The organism is Escherichia sp. MOD1-EC4550 (assembly GCF_963876935.1).
In the GTDB taxonomy this organism is placed as follows: domain Bacteria; phylum Pseudomonadota; class Gammaproteobacteria; order Enterobacterales; family Enterobacteriaceae; genus Escherichia; species Escherichia coli_F.
On the sequence record NZ_CAWNSE010000009.1, the window covers coordinates 73,818 to 90,854 of the forward strand.

At 49.7% G+C, this 17,037-nt stretch carries 15 protein-coding genes; 8 read left to right on the forward strand and 7 right to left on the reverse strand.

The annotated features are described in order from the left end of the window. Positions 1-100 precede the first annotated feature (100 nt). Positions 101-1,276, forward strand: a complete 1,176-nt coding sequence (gene manA, locus AACU19_RS05590; protein WP_001170638.1) for a mannose-6-phosphate isomerase — start codon at positions 101-103, stop codon at positions 1,274-1,276. Positions 1,277-1,376: 100 nt separating this feature from the next. Next, entirely contained in the window at positions 1,377-2,885 is a 1,509-nt protein-coding gene (locus tag AACU19_RS05595; protein ID WP_105278791.1) for a YdgA family protein, read from the forward strand. 44 nt (positions 2,886-2,929) lie between these two features. Here the strand turns inward: AACU19_RS05595 and uidC are convergent, their stop codons facing one another. The 6 genes from uidC to malI all read right to left on the reverse strand — a co-directional run bounded on the left by uidC (position 2,930) and on the right by malI (position 10,522). Then, positions 2,930-4,195 carry a glucuronide uptake porin UidC gene (gene uidC, locus AACU19_RS05600; protein WP_105278792.1) on the reverse strand — a complete coding sequence of 422 codons (1,266 nt, stop codon included), beginning with the start codon at positions 4,193-4,195 and terminating at the stop codon, positions 2,930-2,932. A gap of 38 nt (positions 4,196-4,233) precedes the next feature. Next, a complete protein-coding gene (gene uidB, locus AACU19_RS05605; RefSeq protein ID WP_105278793.1) occupies positions 4,234-5,607 on the reverse strand; it encodes a glucuronide transporter in 1,374 nt (457 codons plus the stop codon). Next, on the reverse strand, positions 5,604-7,415 hold the full coding sequence (gene uidA / locus AACU19_RS05610) for a beta-glucuronidase (RefSeq protein WP_000945913.1): 1,812 nt from the start codon (positions 7,413-7,415) through the stop codon (positions 5,604-5,606). Before uidA ends, uidB begins: the two co-directional genes overlap by 4 nt. Before the next feature lie 388 nt (positions 7,416-7,803). Next, positions 7,804-8,394, reverse strand: coding sequence for a DNA-binding transcriptional regulator UidR (gene uidR / locus AACU19_RS05615; protein ID WP_000969092.1), 591 nt, complete (start codon positions 8,392-8,394; stop codon positions 7,804-7,806). Between the two features lie 220 nt (positions 8,395-8,614). Further along, positions 8,615-9,382: a 7-alpha-hydroxysteroid dehydrogenase gene (hdhA, locus tag AACU19_RS05620; RefSeq protein ID WP_000483371.1), complete on the reverse strand. Its 768-nt coding sequence runs from the start codon at positions 9,380-9,382 to the stop codon at positions 8,615-8,617. A 111-nt stretch (positions 9,383-9,493) separates the two neighbouring features. Then, positions 9,494-10,522, reverse strand: coding sequence for a mal regulon transcriptional regulator MalI (gene malI / locus AACU19_RS05625; protein ID WP_000179513.1), 1,029 nt, complete (start codon positions 10,520-10,522; stop codon positions 9,494-9,496). Positions 10,523-10,696: 174 nt separating this feature from the next. Between malI and malX the strand changes: the two genes are divergently transcribed. From malX to add, 3 genes are all read left to right on the forward strand, one after another. Beyond that, positions 10,697-12,289 carry a PTS maltose transporter subunit IICB gene (gene malX / locus AACU19_RS05630; protein ID WP_000125609.1) on the forward strand — a complete coding sequence of 531 codons (1,593 nt, stop codon included), beginning with the start codon at positions 10,697-10,699 and terminating at the stop codon, positions 12,287-12,289. A gap of 9 nt (positions 12,290-12,298) precedes the next feature. Further along, positions 12,299-13,471 carry a bifunctional maltose regulon transcriptional repressor/cystathionine beta-lyase MalY gene (gene malY, locus AACU19_RS05635; protein ID WP_105278794.1) on the forward strand — a complete coding sequence of 391 codons (1,173 nt, stop codon included), beginning with the start codon at positions 12,299-12,301 and terminating at the stop codon, positions 13,469-13,471. A gap of 103 nt (positions 13,472-13,574) precedes the next feature. Then, positions 13,575-14,576 carry an adenosine deaminase gene (add, locus tag AACU19_RS05640; RefSeq protein ID WP_088541862.1) on the forward strand — a complete coding sequence of 334 codons (1,002 nt, stop codon included), beginning with the start codon at positions 13,575-13,577 and terminating at the stop codon, positions 14,574-14,576. Positions 14,577-14,611: 35 nt separating this feature from the next. Here add and AACU19_RS05645 read toward each other — a convergent pair whose 3' ends face one another. Next, positions 14,612-15,652, reverse strand: a complete 1,041-nt coding sequence (locus AACU19_RS05645) for an oxidoreductase (protein WP_001282537.1) — start codon at positions 15,650-15,652, stop codon at positions 14,612-14,614. A gap of 242 nt (positions 15,653-15,894) precedes the next feature. On the opposite strand from AACU19_RS05645, the gene blr reads away from it, so the two are divergent. The 3 genes from blr (at position 15,895) to AACU19_RS05660 (ending at position 17,034) form a co-directional block, all read left to right on the forward strand. Beyond that, positions 15,895-16,020, forward strand: coding sequence for a division septum protein Blr (blr, locus tag AACU19_RS05650; RefSeq protein WP_024166213.1), 126 nt, complete (start codon positions 15,895-15,897; stop codon positions 16,018-16,020). A gap of 272 nt (positions 16,021-16,292) precedes the next feature. Next, complete coding sequence (gene ydgT / locus AACU19_RS05655; RefSeq protein WP_000217950.1) at positions 16,293-16,508, forward strand: transcription modulator YdgT; 216 nt, start codon at positions 16,293-16,295, stop codon at positions 16,506-16,508. 85 nt (positions 16,509-16,593) lie between these two features. After that, positions 16,594-17,034 (forward strand): DUF2569 domain-containing protein, encoded by a 441-nt coding sequence (locus AACU19_RS05660; RefSeq protein WP_001306099.1) that lies wholly within the window; start codon positions 16,594-16,596, stop codon positions 17,032-17,034. Positions 17,035-17,037 lie beyond the last annotated feature (3 nt).

A 17,037-nucleotide genomic window follows, 5' to 3' on the forward strand; every position in this document is an offset into this window, starting at 1 on the left:
AAACTGAGACTAGTACGACTTTTTGCGGCTCCAGGTTACTTCCCGTAGGATTCTTGCTTTAATAGCGGGATTAATTTCCACATTAAAACAGGGATTGATCATGCAAAAACTCATTAACTCAGTGCAAAACTATGCCTGGGGCAGCAAAACGGCGTTGACTGAACTTTATGGTATGGAAAATCCGTCCAGCCAGCCGATGGCCGAGCTGTGGATGGGCGCACATCCGAAAAGCAGTTCACAGGTGCAGAATGCCGCCGGAGATATCGTTTCACTGCGTGATGTGATTGAGAGTGATAAATCGACTCTGCTCGGAGAGGCCGTTGCCAAACGCTTTGGCGAACTGCCTTTCCTGTTCAAAGTATTATGCGCAGCACAGCCGCTCTCCATTCAGGTTCATCCAAACAAACGCAATTCTGAAATCGGTTTTGCCAAAGAAAATGCTGCAGGTATTCCGATGGATGCCGCTGAGCGTAACTATAAAGATCCTAACCACAAGCCGGAGCTGGTTTTTGCGCTGACGCCTTTCCTTGCGATGAACGCGTTTCGTGAGTTTTCCGAGATTGTCTCCCTACTCCAGCCAGTCGCAGGTGCACATCCGGCGATTGCTCACTTTTTACAACAGCCTGATGCCGAACGTTTAAGCGAACTGTTCGCCAGCCTGTTGAATATGCAGGGTGAAGAAAAATCCCGCGCGCTGGCGATTTTAAAATCGGCCCTCGACAGCCAGCAGGGTGAACCATGGCAAACGATTCGTTTAATTTCTGAATTTTACCCGGAAGACAGCGGTCTGTTCTCCCCGCTGTTGCTGAATGTGGTGAAATTGAATCCTGGCGAAGCGATGTTCCTGTTCGCTGAAACACCGCACGCTTACCTGCAAGGCGTGGCGCTGGAAGTGATGGCGAACTCCGATAACGTGCTGCGTGCGGGTCTGACGCCTAAATACATTGATATTCCGGAACTGGTTGCCAATGTGAAGTTCGAAGCCAAACCGGCTAACCAGTTGTTGACCCAGCCAGTGAAACAAGGTGCAGAACTGGACTTCCCGATTCCGGTGGATGATTTTGCCTTCTCGCTGCATGACCTTAGCGAAGAAGAAACCACCATCAGCCAGCAGAGTGCCGCCATTTTGTTCTGCGTCGAAGGCGATGCAACGCTGTGTAAAGGTTCTCAGCAGTTACAGCTTAAACCGGGTGAATCAGCGTTTATTGCCGCCAACGAATCACCGGTGACTGTCAAAGGCCACGGCCGTTTAGCGCGTGTTTACAACAAGCTGTAAGAGCTTACTGAAAAAATTAACATCTCTTGCTAAGCTTATTAAAGGCTTATAACACCTTCAGGCGGCCAGTCCGCCTGATTTCATTTTATGGATAATCATTATGAATAAATCGCTGGTAGCGGTAGGCGTCATTGTTGCGCTAGGCGTAGTCTGGACAGGCGGCGCATGGTATACAGGCAAGAAGATAGAAACCCATCTCGAAGACATGGTCGCGCAGGCGAACGCGCAACTCAAACTGACAGCTCCTGAATCCAACCTGGAAGTAAGTTATCAAAACTATCATCGCGGCGTATTCAGCAGCCAGTTGCAGCTGTTGGTGAAACCCGTTGCCGGAAAAGAAAATCCGTGGATTAAAAGTGGTCAGAGCGTCATCTTCAACGAATCAGTTGATCATGGCCCCTTCCCCTTTGCCCAGCTTAAAAAACTGAACCTGATCCCGTCTATGGCATCAATTCAAACCACGCTGGTCAATAACGAAGTAAGCAAGCCACTGTTTGATATGGCAAAGGGTGAAACGCCTTTTGAGATTAACTCCCGCATTGGTTATAGCGGTGATTCCAGTTCCGATATTTCGCTCAAGCCACTGAATTACGAGCAAAAGGATGAAAAAGTCGCCTTTAGCGGCGGCGAGTTCCAGTTAAATGCTGACAGAGACGGTAAAACTATCTCCCTTTCAGGGGAGGCGCAAAGTGGTCGGATAGACGCGGTTAACGAATACAACCAGAAAGTGCAGTTGACCTTTAATAATCTGAAAACCGACGGTTCCAGCACGCTGGCAAGTTTTGGTGAGCGCGTAGGTAACCAAAAACTGTCGCTGGAAAAAATGACCATTTCAGTGGAAGGCAAAGAACTGGCACTGCTGGAAGGCATGGAGATCAGCGGTAATTCGGATCTGGTCAATGACGGTAAAACGATCAATAGCCAACTGGACTACTCGCTAAATAGCCTTAAGGTACAGAATCAGGATCTGGGCAGCGGCAAGCTGACTTTAAAAGTCGGCCAGATTGATGGCGAAGCCTGGCATCAGTTTAGCCAGCAATATAACGCGCAAACTCAGGCGCTGCTGGCACAGCCAGAAATTGCCAACAATCCCGAACTTTATCAGGAGAAAGTGACGGAAGCCTTCTTTAGCGCTCTGCCGCTGATGCTGAAAGGCGATCCGGTGATTACTATCGCGCCGTTAAGCTGGAAAAACAGTCAGGGTGAAAGTGCGTTGAATCTGTCGCTGTTCCTGAAAGATCCGGCAACGACAAAAGAAGCGCCGCAAACGCTGGCACAGGAAGTAGACCGCTCGGTTAAATCTCTGGATGCGAAACTGACCATTCCAGTGGATATGGCAACTGAGTTGATGACTCAGGTAGCGAAGCTGGAAGGTTATCAGGAAGATCAAGCGAAAAAACTGGCGAAACAGCAAGTTGAAGGTGCATCAGCAATGGGGCAGATGTTCCGTCTGACCACCTTGCAGGACAATACCATCACCACCAGCCTGCAATATGCTAACGGTCAGATCACGTTAAACGGGCAGAAAATGCCACTGGAAGATTTTGTTGGCATGTTTGCGATGCCGGCATTAAACGTTCCGGCTGTACCCGCTATTCCGCAGCAGTAATTCACAGCCAAAATGCCGGAGATTTTTCTCTCCGGCGTTTTTTCTTACTTCAGCATAAAGTCATACTGAATACTCATTTTCACATCCCAGTAATTCAGGCGATCGCCCAGTGTACTGCCATCTCGCTTTTCCCGCCCTTTATCGGCAGCAAGAAAGAAATTCATCCCTTGTAACGGCCCTTCGCTGACCCGATAGTTCATACCACCTAAGATACCCGCGCCTTCAATCCGCACATCTCGTTTACTGGATTCATAGCCGCGAGTCACAATCGGTGCAAATGTCAGCGTAAATTGCGGAGTTAAACGATAATTGACGCCCAATTGCCAGGACTGCATTCCTTCACGGTTACGATCAAGACTTAATGAAAAGGGATAGCCAATGTCGGTGTCCACCACGGCACCATTCATTGCATGGCGCAAATAACCACCACTGCCAAATACGCTTCCCCACGGCGCATTCCAGGTCAATTGTCCACTAACCAACGCCGTTTCATTGGGCTGGCTGGTATTACGACTTAAACCTTCGAGTTGCGCGTAAAAGCCGAGCAACTCCCCTTTCAACGTATAATTCGGGTCGAGCGGTATGCTTTTCTCGAGAATACTTTGTATCTGATTGGAAACATCTTTCTGTACCGATGCCCCCAGAGAATAGCGACTGGTATCATCATGCCAACTGGCGGCTAAAAAAGAACGTGCGCGATGTTTATCGTATTTTCCCGTCTGGCTGTTATAAACCCCTTCATCACGAATACCGGTTGTTGAATCGGTCCATAAAAATACTCGTGACCGCCACATTCCCCACAGATCAATATTTGGCGTTAAAGCCCAGTAACCTAATGCTCCTTCAGAAACTGTCGGTAATGTACGTTGCGAACTGCCAGCAATTAACGGAATACGATAAGGTAAGCTACCATAACTATAATCCGTCCCGAAGCGACCTAATTTAAGCAGGCTATTTTCACTGGGTTTTATTTTTACTGCACCCAGGGCAAAGCCAAAACTTTTATCACCATCAAGATACCACCGGGTACTCATATCAGCACGAGCACCTAATTTATAAACATAATACGCCCCGCCTTCAACGCCAATAATATTGGAATAATAACCACTATTGAAATCGAGCAATCCTCCCTGTACCCATGCGTAAATATCTCTTCCCGCGCCAGCACTGGGCTTATCAGCCCTGCGTAATTCATTTTTCAGTCTGATGCGTAGTCCCGCTTCATCGTCAGCCAGTTGCGCCGCGTAAGCAGAGGTAAGGCCAGAGGCAGCCGTCAGGCAAATAACGGCCATGGCTACTATTTTTCTCATAGTTGCACCTTTGATGTTCTGATTATTTTTATTGAATATTAATTAGTGATATCGGTGATTAATTGCTGCTGCATTTTTTTACGATTATCAATTTCAACCACGATTTCTTTGAATTTTTTATCCGTGAGCGGATAAAACCAGATAATGACGAATGCCAGCAGCATAAATCCGCAAGGTACTAAGGCAATTGATGTGCGGATGCCCATAATAACTTCCGGCGTTTGCACCTGATTGGCAATATATCCGCTTAATCCCAAAATAAAGGCAGGAATTGAACCTCCGATTGCCTGACCGCATTTACGGGTAAATGAGAATAGTGAATAGGTGAGCCCTTCTATTCGCACGCCGGTCAGGTATTCACCGTATTCTACAGTATCAGCTTCCAGTGCCCACATCACGGTCATGGTAACGCCCTGACCAATTGAAGCGATGGCCAACGCAACCAACGCCACCGGCAGTGACCAGACCGAAACCCAGAAGAACAGCAGATAACCGCAGGTTCCCAGCAAAGCGCCAATCAGGAAGGTATTCTTTTTACCGATCCTCGCGACCATCCCCGGCACCAGCGGTGCCGATGCCACAGTACCGACCAGGTTTTGCACCAGTACCAGCACAGTGAACAGCCCGGTATCATTTAACACATAGCGCACGTAGAACAACGACGAGGCGCTGACCGCGAAGGTCGAAATCAGCACACACAGCGCACCGATGCACAACATAAACAGCGGGCGATTCCGTTTCAGGGTTTGCAGACTGATCTTCAATGACGGCTGCGCCACGATACGTACCACATTCTCACGCGTCGATTTGAAGCAGATGAAGTAAAGCACCATTCCGGCAATCGCCAGCACAATCGTCCAGAAATGGTATACCGACACCATCTCTTCCGGACTGGAGTTCTTAATGCTCGGTCCTATCAGAAATGCCAGACAGACAAAGGTCAATGAAGCGGCAATCCCGCGAGCCGCGCCCAGACGGGCGCGGGATTGTGGTTGTTGGGTCATCGCGGTAGCAAGTGAACCATAAGGAATATTCACCAGGCTGTAGCAAAGCCCGAGGCCCATGTAGGTCAAATATGCATACACTACTTTGCTGCTATGGCTCCAGTCGGTCGGCACCCAGAATACCAGCACACTGAAGATCATTAACGGCGCAGTACCGAAGAGTAAAAACGGGCGGAATTTTCCCCAGCGGGTATTCACACTGTCCACCACTCGTCCGGCAAAGACGTCGGCGAAGGCATCGAATACCCGCACCAGTAACAGCATGGTGCCCGCCGCAGCGGCACCGACGCCAGCGACGTCGGTGTAGTAACTCAACAGGAAGAGCGCCCCCATTGCGAAGGCGAAGTTATTGGCGACGTCACCGAGGCTGTAGCCGACGATGGTGCGCCAGGAGAGTTGTTGATTCATTGTTTGCCTCCCTGCTGCGGTTTTTCACCGAAGTTCATGCCAGTCCAGCGTTTTTGCAGCAGAAAAGCCGCCGACTTCGGTTTGCGGTCGCGGGTGAAGATCCCTTTCTTGTTACCGCCAACGCGCAATATGCCTTGTGAGGTCGCAAAATCGGCGAAATTCCATACCTGTTCACCGACGACGGCGCTGACTCGATCAAAGACGCGGTGATACATATCCAGCCATGCACACTGATACTCTTCACTCCACATGTCGGTGTACATTGAGTGCAGCCCGGCTAACGTATCCACGCCGTATTCGGTGATGATAATCGGCTGATGCAGTTTCTCCTGCCAGGCCAGCAGTTCTTTTTCCAGTACCTTCTCTGCCGTTTCCAAATCGCCGCTTTGGACATACCAACCGTAATAACGGTTCAGACACAGCACATCAAAGAGATCGCTGATGGTATCGGTGTGAGCGTCGCAGAACATTACATTGACGCAGGTGATCGGACGCGTCGGGTCGAGTTTACGCGTTGCTTCCGCCAGTGGCGCGAAATATTCCCGTGCACCTTGCGGACGGGTATCCGGTTCGTTGGCAATACTCCACATCACCACGCTTGGGTGGTTTTTGTCACGCGCAATCAGCTCTTTAATCGCCTGTAAGTGCGCCTGCTGGGTTTCTCCGTTGACTGCCTCTTCGCTGTACAGTTCTTTCGGCTTGTTGCCCGCTTCGAAACCAATGCCTAAAGAGAGGTTAAAGCCTACAGCTGCAGTTTCATCAATCACCACGATGCCATGTTCATCTGCCCAGTCGAGCATCTCTTCAGCGTAAGGGTAATGCGAGGTACGGTAGGAGTTGGCCCCAATCCAGTCCATTAATGCGTGATCGTGCACCATCAGCACGTTATCGAATCCTTTGCCGCGCAAATCCGCATCTTCATGACGACCAAAGCCAGTAAAATAGAACGGTTTGTGGTTAATCAGGAACTGCTCGCCCTTCACTGCCACTGACCGGATGCCGACGCGCAGCGGGTAGATATCACACTCTGTCTGGCTTTTGGCTGTGACGCACAGTTCATAGAGATAACCTTCACCCGGTTGCCAGAGGTGCGGATTCACCACTTGCAAAGTCCCGCTGGTGCCTTGTCCAGTTGCAACCACCTGTTGATCCGCATCACGCAGTTCAACGCTGACATCACCATTTGCCACCACCTGCCAGTCAACAGACGCGTGGTTACAGTCTTGCGCGACATGCGTCACCACGGTGATATCGTCCACCCAGGTATTCGGCGTGGTGTAGAGCATTACGCTGCGATGGATCCCGGCGTAGTTAAAGAAATCATGAAAGTAAGACTGCTTTTTCTTGCCGTTTTCGTCGGTAATCACCATTCCCGGCGGGATAGTCTGCCAGTTCAGTTCGTTGTTCACACAAACAGTGATACGTACACTTTTCCCGGCAATAACATACGGCGTGACATCGGCTTCAAATGGCGTATAGCCGCCCTGATGCTCCATCACTTCCTGATTATTTACCCACACTTTGCCGTAATGAGTGACCGCATCGAAACGCAGCACGATACGCTGGCCTGCCCAACCTTTCGGTATAAAGACTTCGCGCTGATACCAGACGTTGCCCACATAATTACGAATATCTGCATCGGCGAACTGATCGTTAAAACTGCCCGGCACAGCAATTGCCCGGCTTTCTTGTAACGCGCTTTCCCACCAACGCTGATCAATTCCACAGTTTTCGCGATCCAGACTGAATGCCCACAGGCCGTCGAGTTTTTTGATTTCGCGGGTTGGGGTTTCTACAGGACGTAACATAAGGGACTCCTCATTAAAATAAAAATACTGGTCAACCTTTAATCTGATTAGTTAACCAATTATGTGTTGCACACAGTTATCTGTGAGAAACCCATGGAAGAGAAATGGAAATAAAAAGAACTGACACCGGGATCAAAAAACCAAAAACTGCAATACCCACAGCGTGATATAGATCGCATTAATCTTTAAAACAGCGTTGACAGAAGCCATAAAATAAGCAATCGAACGTTCGTTCGAGTATCTTAAAAACGATAAACTCTCATGACATATGGCTACGACGAATATTTTGGGGGGAATTCTCCGAACCCGGGAAGGATAATTTTTGCACAGAGAAATTACGATATGAAACGCGGGCTCAGTTGTCACCAGCCCGCGGAAAGAGAGAGGATCAGGATGCGGTTAATATACCGCCAATCATCGCGCGTAATCCCTGAGCAAACGACGCTTCACGCGCCAGATCTTCCGCTTCGATATCGGCCAGTACACCGTAGGTCAGATCCAGCAGTAAACGTGAAGTCATTGCCGTGTTGATGTCTGGGCTTATCTCGCCTTTTTGCTGGGCATCACGCATCCGCTGGGCAACAAATTCCGTGATCGTCATATGCTTATTTTTAAGCATGGCGGCGACCTGTGGGTTACGCATCCCTTCCGCCATAATTTCGACCACCAGCGCCCGTTGCCCAAAGGCCTCATGGGTGAGAGAGACAATAGACTCGACCATATAGTCAACGAAATGAATCCCTTCAATCGGTTCCCGGAAACGGGCCAGCGCCCTCTCCTGGTCCTGTAAGATAATCGCCTGAATCAAGGCTTCTTTGGAGATGAAATGGTGATAGAGCGTCCCGGGACTAATGGCGCAAGATTTACAGATGGCTTTCATCGAGGCACTGTGAAATCCATTTTCTGAAAAAATCTCTCTGGCAGCATTGAGGATCCGGGTCCGTGTCGGTTGTGCTTCAGTCTGCATGTTATCCATCATTAAACCATTATAGTTAGCGTGAATAACTAGTTTACCGCGTTGTCAGGTGAGCGCCTATCATTGCTGTTGAATAGTGCGAAGGCACACTCTATTCGTATACTTTTCACTCGTAAATTGGTTAACCAATATCCGTGATTTGGTTGCCAGTTGTTTAGCAGAGACGTTGATGAGTTTATCCCGGTAAACAACACGGACGGTTGTTTACCGGTCCGTTAGTGTATTAATTGAGCTCCTGTACCCCCCCACCGGAGACCGTGAGGATTTGTCCGCTTACCCAGCTGGCTGCAGGCGAGCAAAGGAATAGCGCCGCGTTAGCAATATCTTGCGGTTGGCCCAGACGTCTGATCGGCGTGTGCTGTAACATTTTTTGTTCAATTTCTGGTGTAATAACGGATTTCAGGGCATCGGTTAATATTGCCCCCGGCGCAATGCCATTTACCCGAATATTTTTTTCACCCAGGTCAAATGCCATATTTCTGACCAGATGACTGGCCGCAGCTTTAGATGAAGCATAGGAAGTCATGTTTATATTTTTATTTTCTGCCGCCATAGAAGTGATGGTCAGAATAACGCCACCGCCATTTTTTTCCATTTCTGGCGCAACAAGTTGTGACAGATGGAAAAAAGAAAACACATTCAGTTCATAAGCACGGCGAAAATCCGCCATTGGCATATCAAACGGTTTAGGACCACCGCCACCGGCGTTGTTAACCAGAATATCAACTTTACCCAGCTTACTGACGGCAAAGTCTGCCAGTGCAGAGAGTTCCTGTTCGGAAGTAATATCACAACGCCAGGCAAATGCCTGACCACCCAGTTGTTGAATTTCATCTACAACATGATTAGCTGCATCGGCGTTAATATCACTGACCACCACAGATGCGCCAGCTGTCGCGAATGTAATGGCGATTTCTTTACCAATACCTGCACCCGCACCTGTGATGATGGCGCATTTTCCGTCGAGTCTCAGGTTGTCAGAATTAAACACATAAACCTCCTGTGAACTTCAGTAAAAATAAAAGGCACCGCCTGTGTGCCACATTTTTTATCATTAACCTTGAGGAAAGGACACTACCAGGTATAGCAGATAAAGAGAGGATTATTTTGCCGCTATGAGCCGGGCGGGGATAATAAGATTGCGCGAATGCGTCTCTTCGTGGGTGATTTTTTGCATCATGCGATCTGCAAGAGTCGTACCAAGTTCCCGCGCAGGCGTGCTGGCCCAGGTAACAGGTATGTCATCAAGTGTGGTTGGCGTTGCATCGGTAAATGCCGCCAACGAAACCTGTTGTTCAAAGTAACGATCGACTCCGCTTTCCCCGCTTTGCCGCCCTGCTTTCAGCAAACCAAACCAGGCCCCCATCGCAATAGTTTCGTTGTAGCAAACCACGGCACTGATGGTCGGGTTATGACGCAAAAGCGCCGTGATAGCTTCCGCGGCTTGCTTCTGGCTGGAAGTGCACTCCAACACCCAATCGCTGTGAAACGGCAGGCCAAATTTTAGTAGAGTTGCACAATAGCCCCCCACCCGCTCTGCCCGGGTTAATGAGGAACTTTGCCCTCCCAGCCAGGCGATACGCTGATGCCCATTGCGAATGAGATGCTCCGTCAACAACTGTGCAGCCTGCATGTTATCCGGGCGAACCGTATCAACATCATCAAGATAACTGGCACGGGAAGCGAAAATCACCGGGATAGCTTTTTCTTCTGCCATCCGTCGCAGGTCATCGCTGCTTCCTGCAGCCCCGGCAATTACCACACCATCGACCCCCTGATTCAATAACAGTGAAAACCGCTGTGCCAGCTGCTCGCCGTCTTTACCGCCGTGAAGCAAAAAAACCATCCGTCCCTGCGCTTCCAGAGCTTCCGTCAATCCGGCCGTTAATTCGGCGTAAAACGGCGCAGATAAATCACGGACGATCAAACCAATGACGCCGCTTTGCCCGCCGCGCAGCGCCGACGCCTGACGATTGCGCACAAATCCCAGCTCTTCAATGGCGGCGTTAACGCGTTCTCCTGTGGCGGTAGAGATTCGCCCTTTGCCACTTAGCACCAGCGAAACGGTGCTTACCGACACACCCGCAGCCAGTGCAACATCATGAATGGTTATTTTTTTGGCGGTAGCCATGCAGATGACCTACTCCCTGATTATGTGACAGATAAAACGTTTTACCTTTTATTTATCTTATACCCGCTATTATCGTTGCGTAATGTGATTTGTGCCTCACTAAAATTTGATAAAACGTTTTATCTTCTCGCGCAATTTACTGAATCCAGATTGTTCTCTACGAGGAGTCGTTTTATGACGGCGAAAACAGCACCGAAAGTCACGCTGTGGGAGTTCTTCCAGCAGTTAGGCAAAACCTTCATGTTACCCGTGGCATTATTGTCGTTCTGCGGCATTATGCTCGGCATTGGTAGTTCTCTTAGCAGCCATGATGTCATCACCCTGATCCCGGTCCTGGGCAACCCCGTGTTGCAGGCTATCTTTACCTGGATGAGTAAGATTGGCTCGTTTGCTTTTAGTTTCCTGCCAGTCATGTTCTGTATCGCCATCCCGCTGGGCCTGGCACGCGAAAACAAAGGTGTAGCGGCATTTGCTGGCTTTGTCGGTTATGCGGTAATGAATCTCGCGGTAAACTTCTGGTTGACCAATAAAGGCATTCTGCCAACCACGGACGCCGCGGTTCTGAAAGCCAATAACATTCAGAGCATTCTTGGGATCCAGTCGATCGACACCGGGATCCTCGGTGCAGTGATCGCCGGTATTATCGTCTGGATGCTGCATGAGCGTTTCCATAATATCCGCCTGCCGGATGCGCTGGCATTCTTCGGCGGTACGCGCTTCGTGCCAATCATCTCCTCACTGGTAATGGGTCTTGTCGGTCTGGTGATTCCATTAGTCTGGCCGATTTTCGCCATGGGTATTAGCGGCTTGGGCCATATGATAAACAGCGCGGGTGATTTCGGACCGATGCTGTTTGGTACCGGTGAACGTCTGCTGTTGCCGTTTGGTCTGCATCACATTCTGGTGGCATTAATTCGCTTTACCGACGCAGGCGGCACGCAGGAAGTCTGCGGTCAAACCGTCAGCGGCGCACTGACCATCTTCCAGGCGCAATTGAGTTGCCCGACCACTCACGGTTTTTCTGAAAGCGCCACGCGTTTCCTTTCGCAAGGCAAAATGCCTGCGTTTCTCGGCGGTCTGCCAGGTGCAGCGTTAGCTATGTATCACTGCGCGCGCCCGGAAAATCGCCATAAAATTAAAGGGCTGCTGATTTCTGGCCTGATCGCCTGTGTCGTTGGCGGCACGACCGAACCGCTGGAATTCCTGTTCCTGTTCGTAGCGCCAGTTCTGTATGTCATCCACGCGCTGTTAACCGGCCTCGGCTTCACCGTCATGTCTGTGCTCGGCGTCACCATCGGTAATACCGACGGCAATATCATCGACTTCGTGGTGTTCGGTATTTTGCATGGTCTGTCAACCAAGTGGTACATGGTGCCAGTGGTGGCGGCAATCTGGTTTGTCGTTTACTACGTCATCTTCCGTTTCGCTATCACCCGCTTCAATCTGAAAACCCCGGGGCGCGATAGCGAAGTTGCCAGCTCAATCGAAAAAGCCGTTGCCGGTGCACCGGGTAAATCAGGTTACAACGTTCCGGCAATCCTCGAAGCCTTAGGCGGTGCCGACAATATTGTCAGCCTCGATAACTGCATTACCCGTCTGCGTTTGTCTGTGAAAGATATGTCGCTTGTTAATGTGCAGGCACTGAAGGACAATCGGGCAATTGGCGTAGTACAACTTAATCAACATAACCTGCAGGTTGTTATCGGGCCACAAGTTCAGTCAGTAAAAGATGAAATGGCCGGTCTGATGCATACTGTTCAGGCATAAGGATAAGATATGTTCGATTTTTCAAAGGTCGTGGATCGTCATGGCACATGGTGTACGCAGTGGGATTATGTCGCTGACCGTTTCGGCACTGCTGACCTGTTACCGTTCACGATTTCAGACATGGATTTTGCCACTGCCCCCTGCATTATCGAGGCGCTAAATCAGCGCCTGATGCACGGCGTGTTTGGCTACAGCCGCTGGAAAAACGATGAGTTTCTCGCGGCTATTGCCCACTGGTTTTCCACCCAGCATTACACCGCCATCGATCCTCAGTCGGTGGTGTATGGCCCTTCTGTTATCTATATGGTTTCAGAACTGATTCGTCAGTGGTCTGAAACAGGTGAAGGCGTGGTGATCCACACACCCGCCTATGACGCATTTTACAAGGCCATTGAAGGTAACCAGCGCACAGTAATGCCCGTTGCTTTAGAGAAGCAGCCTGACGGCTGGTTTTGCGATATGGGCAAGCTGGAAGCCGTGCTGGCGAAACCAGAATGTAAAATTATGCTCCTGTGTAGCCCACAGAATCCTACCGGGAAAGTGTGGACGTGCGATGAGCTGGAGATCATGGCTGACCTGTGTGAGCGTCATGGTGTGCGGGTTATTTCCGATGAAATCCATATGGATATGGTCTGGGGCGAGCAGCCGCATATTCCATGGAGTAATGTGGCGAGGGGAGACTGGGCGTTGCTGACGTCGGGATCGAAAAGTTTCAATATTCCCGCCCTGACCGGTGCTTATGGGATTATAGAAAATAGCAGCAGCCGTGATACCTATTTATCGGCACTGAAAGGACGTGATGGGCTTTCTTCCCCTTCGGTACTGGCGTTAACTGCCCATATCGCCGCCTATCAGCAAGGTGCACCGTGGCTGGATGCCTTACGCGTCTATCTGAAAGATAACCTGACGTATATCGCAGATAAAATGAACGCCGCGTTTCCTGAACTCAACTGGCAGATCCCGCAATCCACTTATCTGGCCTGGCTTGATCTACGTCCGTTGAATATTGACGACAACGCGTTGCAAAAAGCGCTTATCGAGCAAGAGAAGGTCGCGATCATGCCGGGGTATACCTACGGTGAAGAAGGTCGTGGTTTTGTCCGTCTCAATGCCGGCTGCCCGCGTTCGAAACTGGAAAAAGGTGTTGCTGGATTAATTAACGCCATCCGCGCTGTTCGTTAACCCCAATTGCGCAACGTAAAAAATCGTTGCGCAATCGTGGATTTTTACCCTGCTTTGTTTTTATAATGGTGCGCACTTTTATATCCGGAAAAAGAGTGCGACCATGATTGATACCACCCTGCCATTAACTGATATCCATCGCCACCTTGATGGCAACATTCGTCCCCAGACCATTCTTGAACTTGGCCGCCAGTATAATATCTCGCTTCCTGCACAATCCCTGGAAACACTGATTCCCCACGTTCAGGTCATTGCCAACGAACCCGATCTGGTGAGCTTTCTGACCAAACTTGACTGGGGCGTTAAAGTTCTCGCCTCTCTTGATGCTTGCCGCCGCGTGGCATTTGAAAACATTGAAGATGCAGCCCGTAACGGCCTGCACTATGTCGAGCTGCGTTTTTCACCGGGCTACATGGCAATGGCACATCAGCTGCCTGTAGCGGGTGTTGTCGAAGCGGTGATCGATGGCGTACGTGAAGGTTGCCGCACCTTTGGTGTGCAGGCGAAGCTTATCGGCATTATGAGCCGGACCTTCGGTGAAGCCGCCTGTCAGCAAGAACTGGAGGCCTTTTTAGCCCACCGTGACCAGATTACCGCACTTGATTTAGCCGGTGATGAACTTGGTTTCCCGGGAAGTCTGTTCCTTTCTCACTTCAACCGCGCGCGTGATGCGGGCTGGCATATTACCGTCCATGCAGGCGAAGCTGCCGGGCCGGAAAGCATCTGGCAGGCGATTCGTGAACTGGGGGCGGAGCGTATTGGACATGGCGTAAAAGCCATTGAAGATCGGGCGCTGATGGATTTTCTCGCCGAGCAACAAATTGGTATTGAATCCTGTCTGACCTCCAATATTCAGACCAGCACCGTGGCGGATCTGGCGGCACATCCGCTGAAAACGTTCCTTGAGCATGGCATTCGTGCCAGCATTAACACTGACGATCCCGGCGTACAGGGAGTGGATATCATTCACGAATATACCGTTGCCGCGCCAGCTGCTGGGTTATCCCGCGAGCAAATCCGCCAGGCACAGATTAATGGTCTGGAAATGGCTTTCCTCAGCGCAGAGGAAAAACGCGCACTGCGAGAAAAAGTCGCCACGAAGTAACAAAAATGGATGGTGCTAATTGCACCATCCCCTTTTCACGCAAGGCACAAAGTTGCGCGATGTTTGGCGGATTCGATGCCCAGCTCAATCAACTCCATTACCTGGATTGCCTGACTTGCCGGAACCGGATTTTCACCATCGCCATTTAACGCATCACGAATAGCCGCATAGTAAGCCGGATAATTCCCCGGCACTGTCAACAGCGTTTCTTCGACACGTTCCTCACCTTCCACGCGGGTAAGTACGCCATCACGCATATCGTAGCCCCAGTCTTCCTGCGGCAGACGCTCGCCATTTTTCAGACGTTCTTCCTGTGGATCGAGGCCATATTTCACATAACTGCCTCGGGATCCATGCACGATATAACGTGCTGACTCAGCGGCTGCCAGCATGGTGCCGTGTAAAATGACTCGCCGCTGCGGATAGGACAAGATGGCGTGGAAATAATCAGTCGACTGCGCTCCGGGCCGTAACTGTGCCAAATCTACCGTCATGCTAACCGGTAAACCAAATAGCGTAATGGCCTGATCAAGAAGATGCGGTGCTAAATCGTACCAGATACCGCTGCCAGGGCCGCCCTGTTCACGCCAACGATCGCGCACCTGCGGACGGAAGCGGTCAAAATGAGACTCAAAGTAAGCAACTTCACCCAGTACGCCTTCCGCGAGCAAACCTTTTAGCGTCAGGAAATCGCTATCCCAGCGACGGTTATGGAATACAGACAGCACACGCCCCAGGCTTTTTGCCAGCGCTTCCAGCTCTCGCGCTTGTGACAGTGTCACGGTAAAGGGTTTATCAACGACCACATGTTTACCCGCCTCAAGCGCCGCTTTGGCTAACGGGAAATGGGTATCGTTGGGTGTAGGGATGACAATCAGGTCTATGTTGGGATCGTTAAACAGATGCTTCGGCTCAGAGACAACCGTAACCGTTGGCCAGTCGGCTTTTACTTTTGTTTCATCGCTGCTGGAGATTACCGCCAGTTCCAGCCCGGGCGTGCCCGCAATCAGGGGCGCATGGAAGGTTTTGCTCGCATAACCATACCCAATCAACCCAACACGGATGTTGTCGCTCATGTCATTGCCTCTCATTGAAGTATGATGGCTATTTGACACTATCCTTTACCCTCGCTCAACAGTTTAATAACCTGCCAGCAATAAGGGATGTTGTTTAACTTAAGTCAAAAAAATAGCGAATTTTCCAACGACAAAAGCTAAATATCGCAAAAACCTCAGTAAAAATCTTGCTGGAGCTATTATTGCTAAGTAACATTTACCCCCTGAAGTTAATGGATCAATCAACAGAGATGTGGGCTGTAATGAATCGTCTTATTGAATTAACAGGTTGGATCGTTCTTGTCGTTTCAGTCATTCTTCTTGGCGTGGCGAGTCACATTGACAACTATCAGCCACCTGAACAGAGTGCTACGGTACAACACAAGTAAGCTCTACTCTTGTAGAGCGACATACTGCCCGACCGGGTGCATGTTTTAACTTGTCGGATATTAAACCAGGAATTTATTATCTTGTTCGATGATGTTGGTGATTGTCAGGGATAGTAAAGCGCGTTACTCTTTTCAGAGCAGTTTTTCATCCCTGAATATTTACCATCAGCGCATTCTTATTATTGTAATAATACAAACGTTCACTTTTGGTGAAATTTTATCATCACTAATAATACCTACCCCTTTGGTATTAATTATTTTATGGACCTTTTATGACTGTTCAGGACTACTTATTAAAATTTCGCAAAATCAGTTCACTCGAAAGTCTGGAAAAACTCTACGACCATCTTAATTACACCCTGACGGACGATCAGGAACTGATCAATATGTATCGTGCTGCCGATCACCGTCGCGCAGAGCTGGTTTCTGGCGGGCGTTTGTTTGACCTCGGCCAGGTACCGAAGTCCGTCTGGCACTATGTCCAATAAAGAAAGTAGCGATCGGTTATAAAAGCCTTATAATAACGCCCCTAAAATTAGATTTGCCTGTTTGCGTCGCTATTCTGGAGAACCTATGACCACCACAACGCCACAACGTATTGGAGGCTGGTTGCTTGGCCCATTGGCCTGGCTTTTAGTCGCTCTGTTAAGTACGACGCTGGCGTTGTTGCTGTATACCGCTGCGTTATCTTCTCCGCAAACATTTCAAACGCTCGGCGAACAAGCACTGACGACACAAATCTTATGGGGCGTTTCTTTTATTACCGCTATCGCCATGTGGTATTACACACTGTGGTTGACCATCGCTTTCTTTAAACGTCGGCGTTGTGTTCCTAAACACTATATTATCTGGCTGCTTATTTCCGTATTGCTGGCAGTAAAAGCGTTCGCTTTTTCACCCGTGGAAGATGGCATAGCCGTTCGCCAGTTACTGTTTACTTTGTTGGCAACCGCATTGATCGTCCCCTATTTTAAACGCTCGTCGCGGGTGAAAGCGACGTTTGTGAATCCGTAATAA

Coding starts and splice junctions, on each gene's coding strand:
- blr (WP_024166213.1), top strand. CDS start 15,895: ATGAATCGTCTTATTGAATTAACAGGTTGGATCGTTCTTGTCGTTTCA.
- uidR (WP_000969092.1), bottom strand. CDS start 8,394: ATGATGGATAACATGCAGACTGAAGCACAACCGACACGGACCCGGATC.
- uidB (WP_105278793.1), bottom strand. CDS start 5,607: ATGAATCAACAACTCTCCTGGCGCACCATCGTCGGCTACAGCCTCGGT.
- AACU19_RS05595 (WP_105278791.1), top strand. CDS start 1,377: ATGAATAAATCGCTGGTAGCGGTAGGCGTCATTGTTGCGCTAGGCGTA.
- manA (WP_001170638.1), top strand. CDS start 101: ATGCAAAAACTCATTAACTCAGTGCAAAACTATGCCTGGGGCAGCAAA.
- AACU19_RS05645 (WP_001282537.1), bottom strand. CDS start 15,652: ATGAGCGACAACATCCGTGTTGGGTTGATTGGGTATGGTTATGCGAGC.
- add (WP_088541862.1), top strand. CDS start 13,575: ATGATTGATACCACCCTGCCATTAACTGATATCCATCGCCACCTTGAT.
- uidA (WP_000945913.1), bottom strand. CDS start 7,415: ATGTTACGTCCTGTAGAAACCCCAACCCGCGAAATCAAAAAACTCGAC.
- ydgT (WP_000217950.1), top strand. CDS start 16,293: ATGACTGTTCAGGACTACTTATTAAAATTTCGCAAAATCAGTTCACTC.
- malI (WP_000179513.1), bottom strand. CDS start 10,522: ATGGCTACCGCCAAAAAAATAACCATTCATGATGTTGCACTGGCTGCG.
- malY (WP_105278794.1), top strand. CDS start 12,299: ATGTTCGATTTTTCAAAGGTCGTGGATCGTCATGGCACATGGTGTACG.
- malX (WP_000125609.1), top strand. CDS start 10,697: ATGACGGCGAAAACAGCACCGAAAGTCACGCTGTGGGAGTTCTTCCAG.
- AACU19_RS05660 (WP_001306099.1), top strand. CDS start 16,594: ATGACCACCACAACGCCACAACGTATTGGAGGCTGGTTGCTTGGCCCA.
- uidC (WP_105278792.1), bottom strand. CDS start 4,195: ATGAGAAAAATAGTAGCCATGGCCGTTATTTGCCTGACGGCTGCCTCT.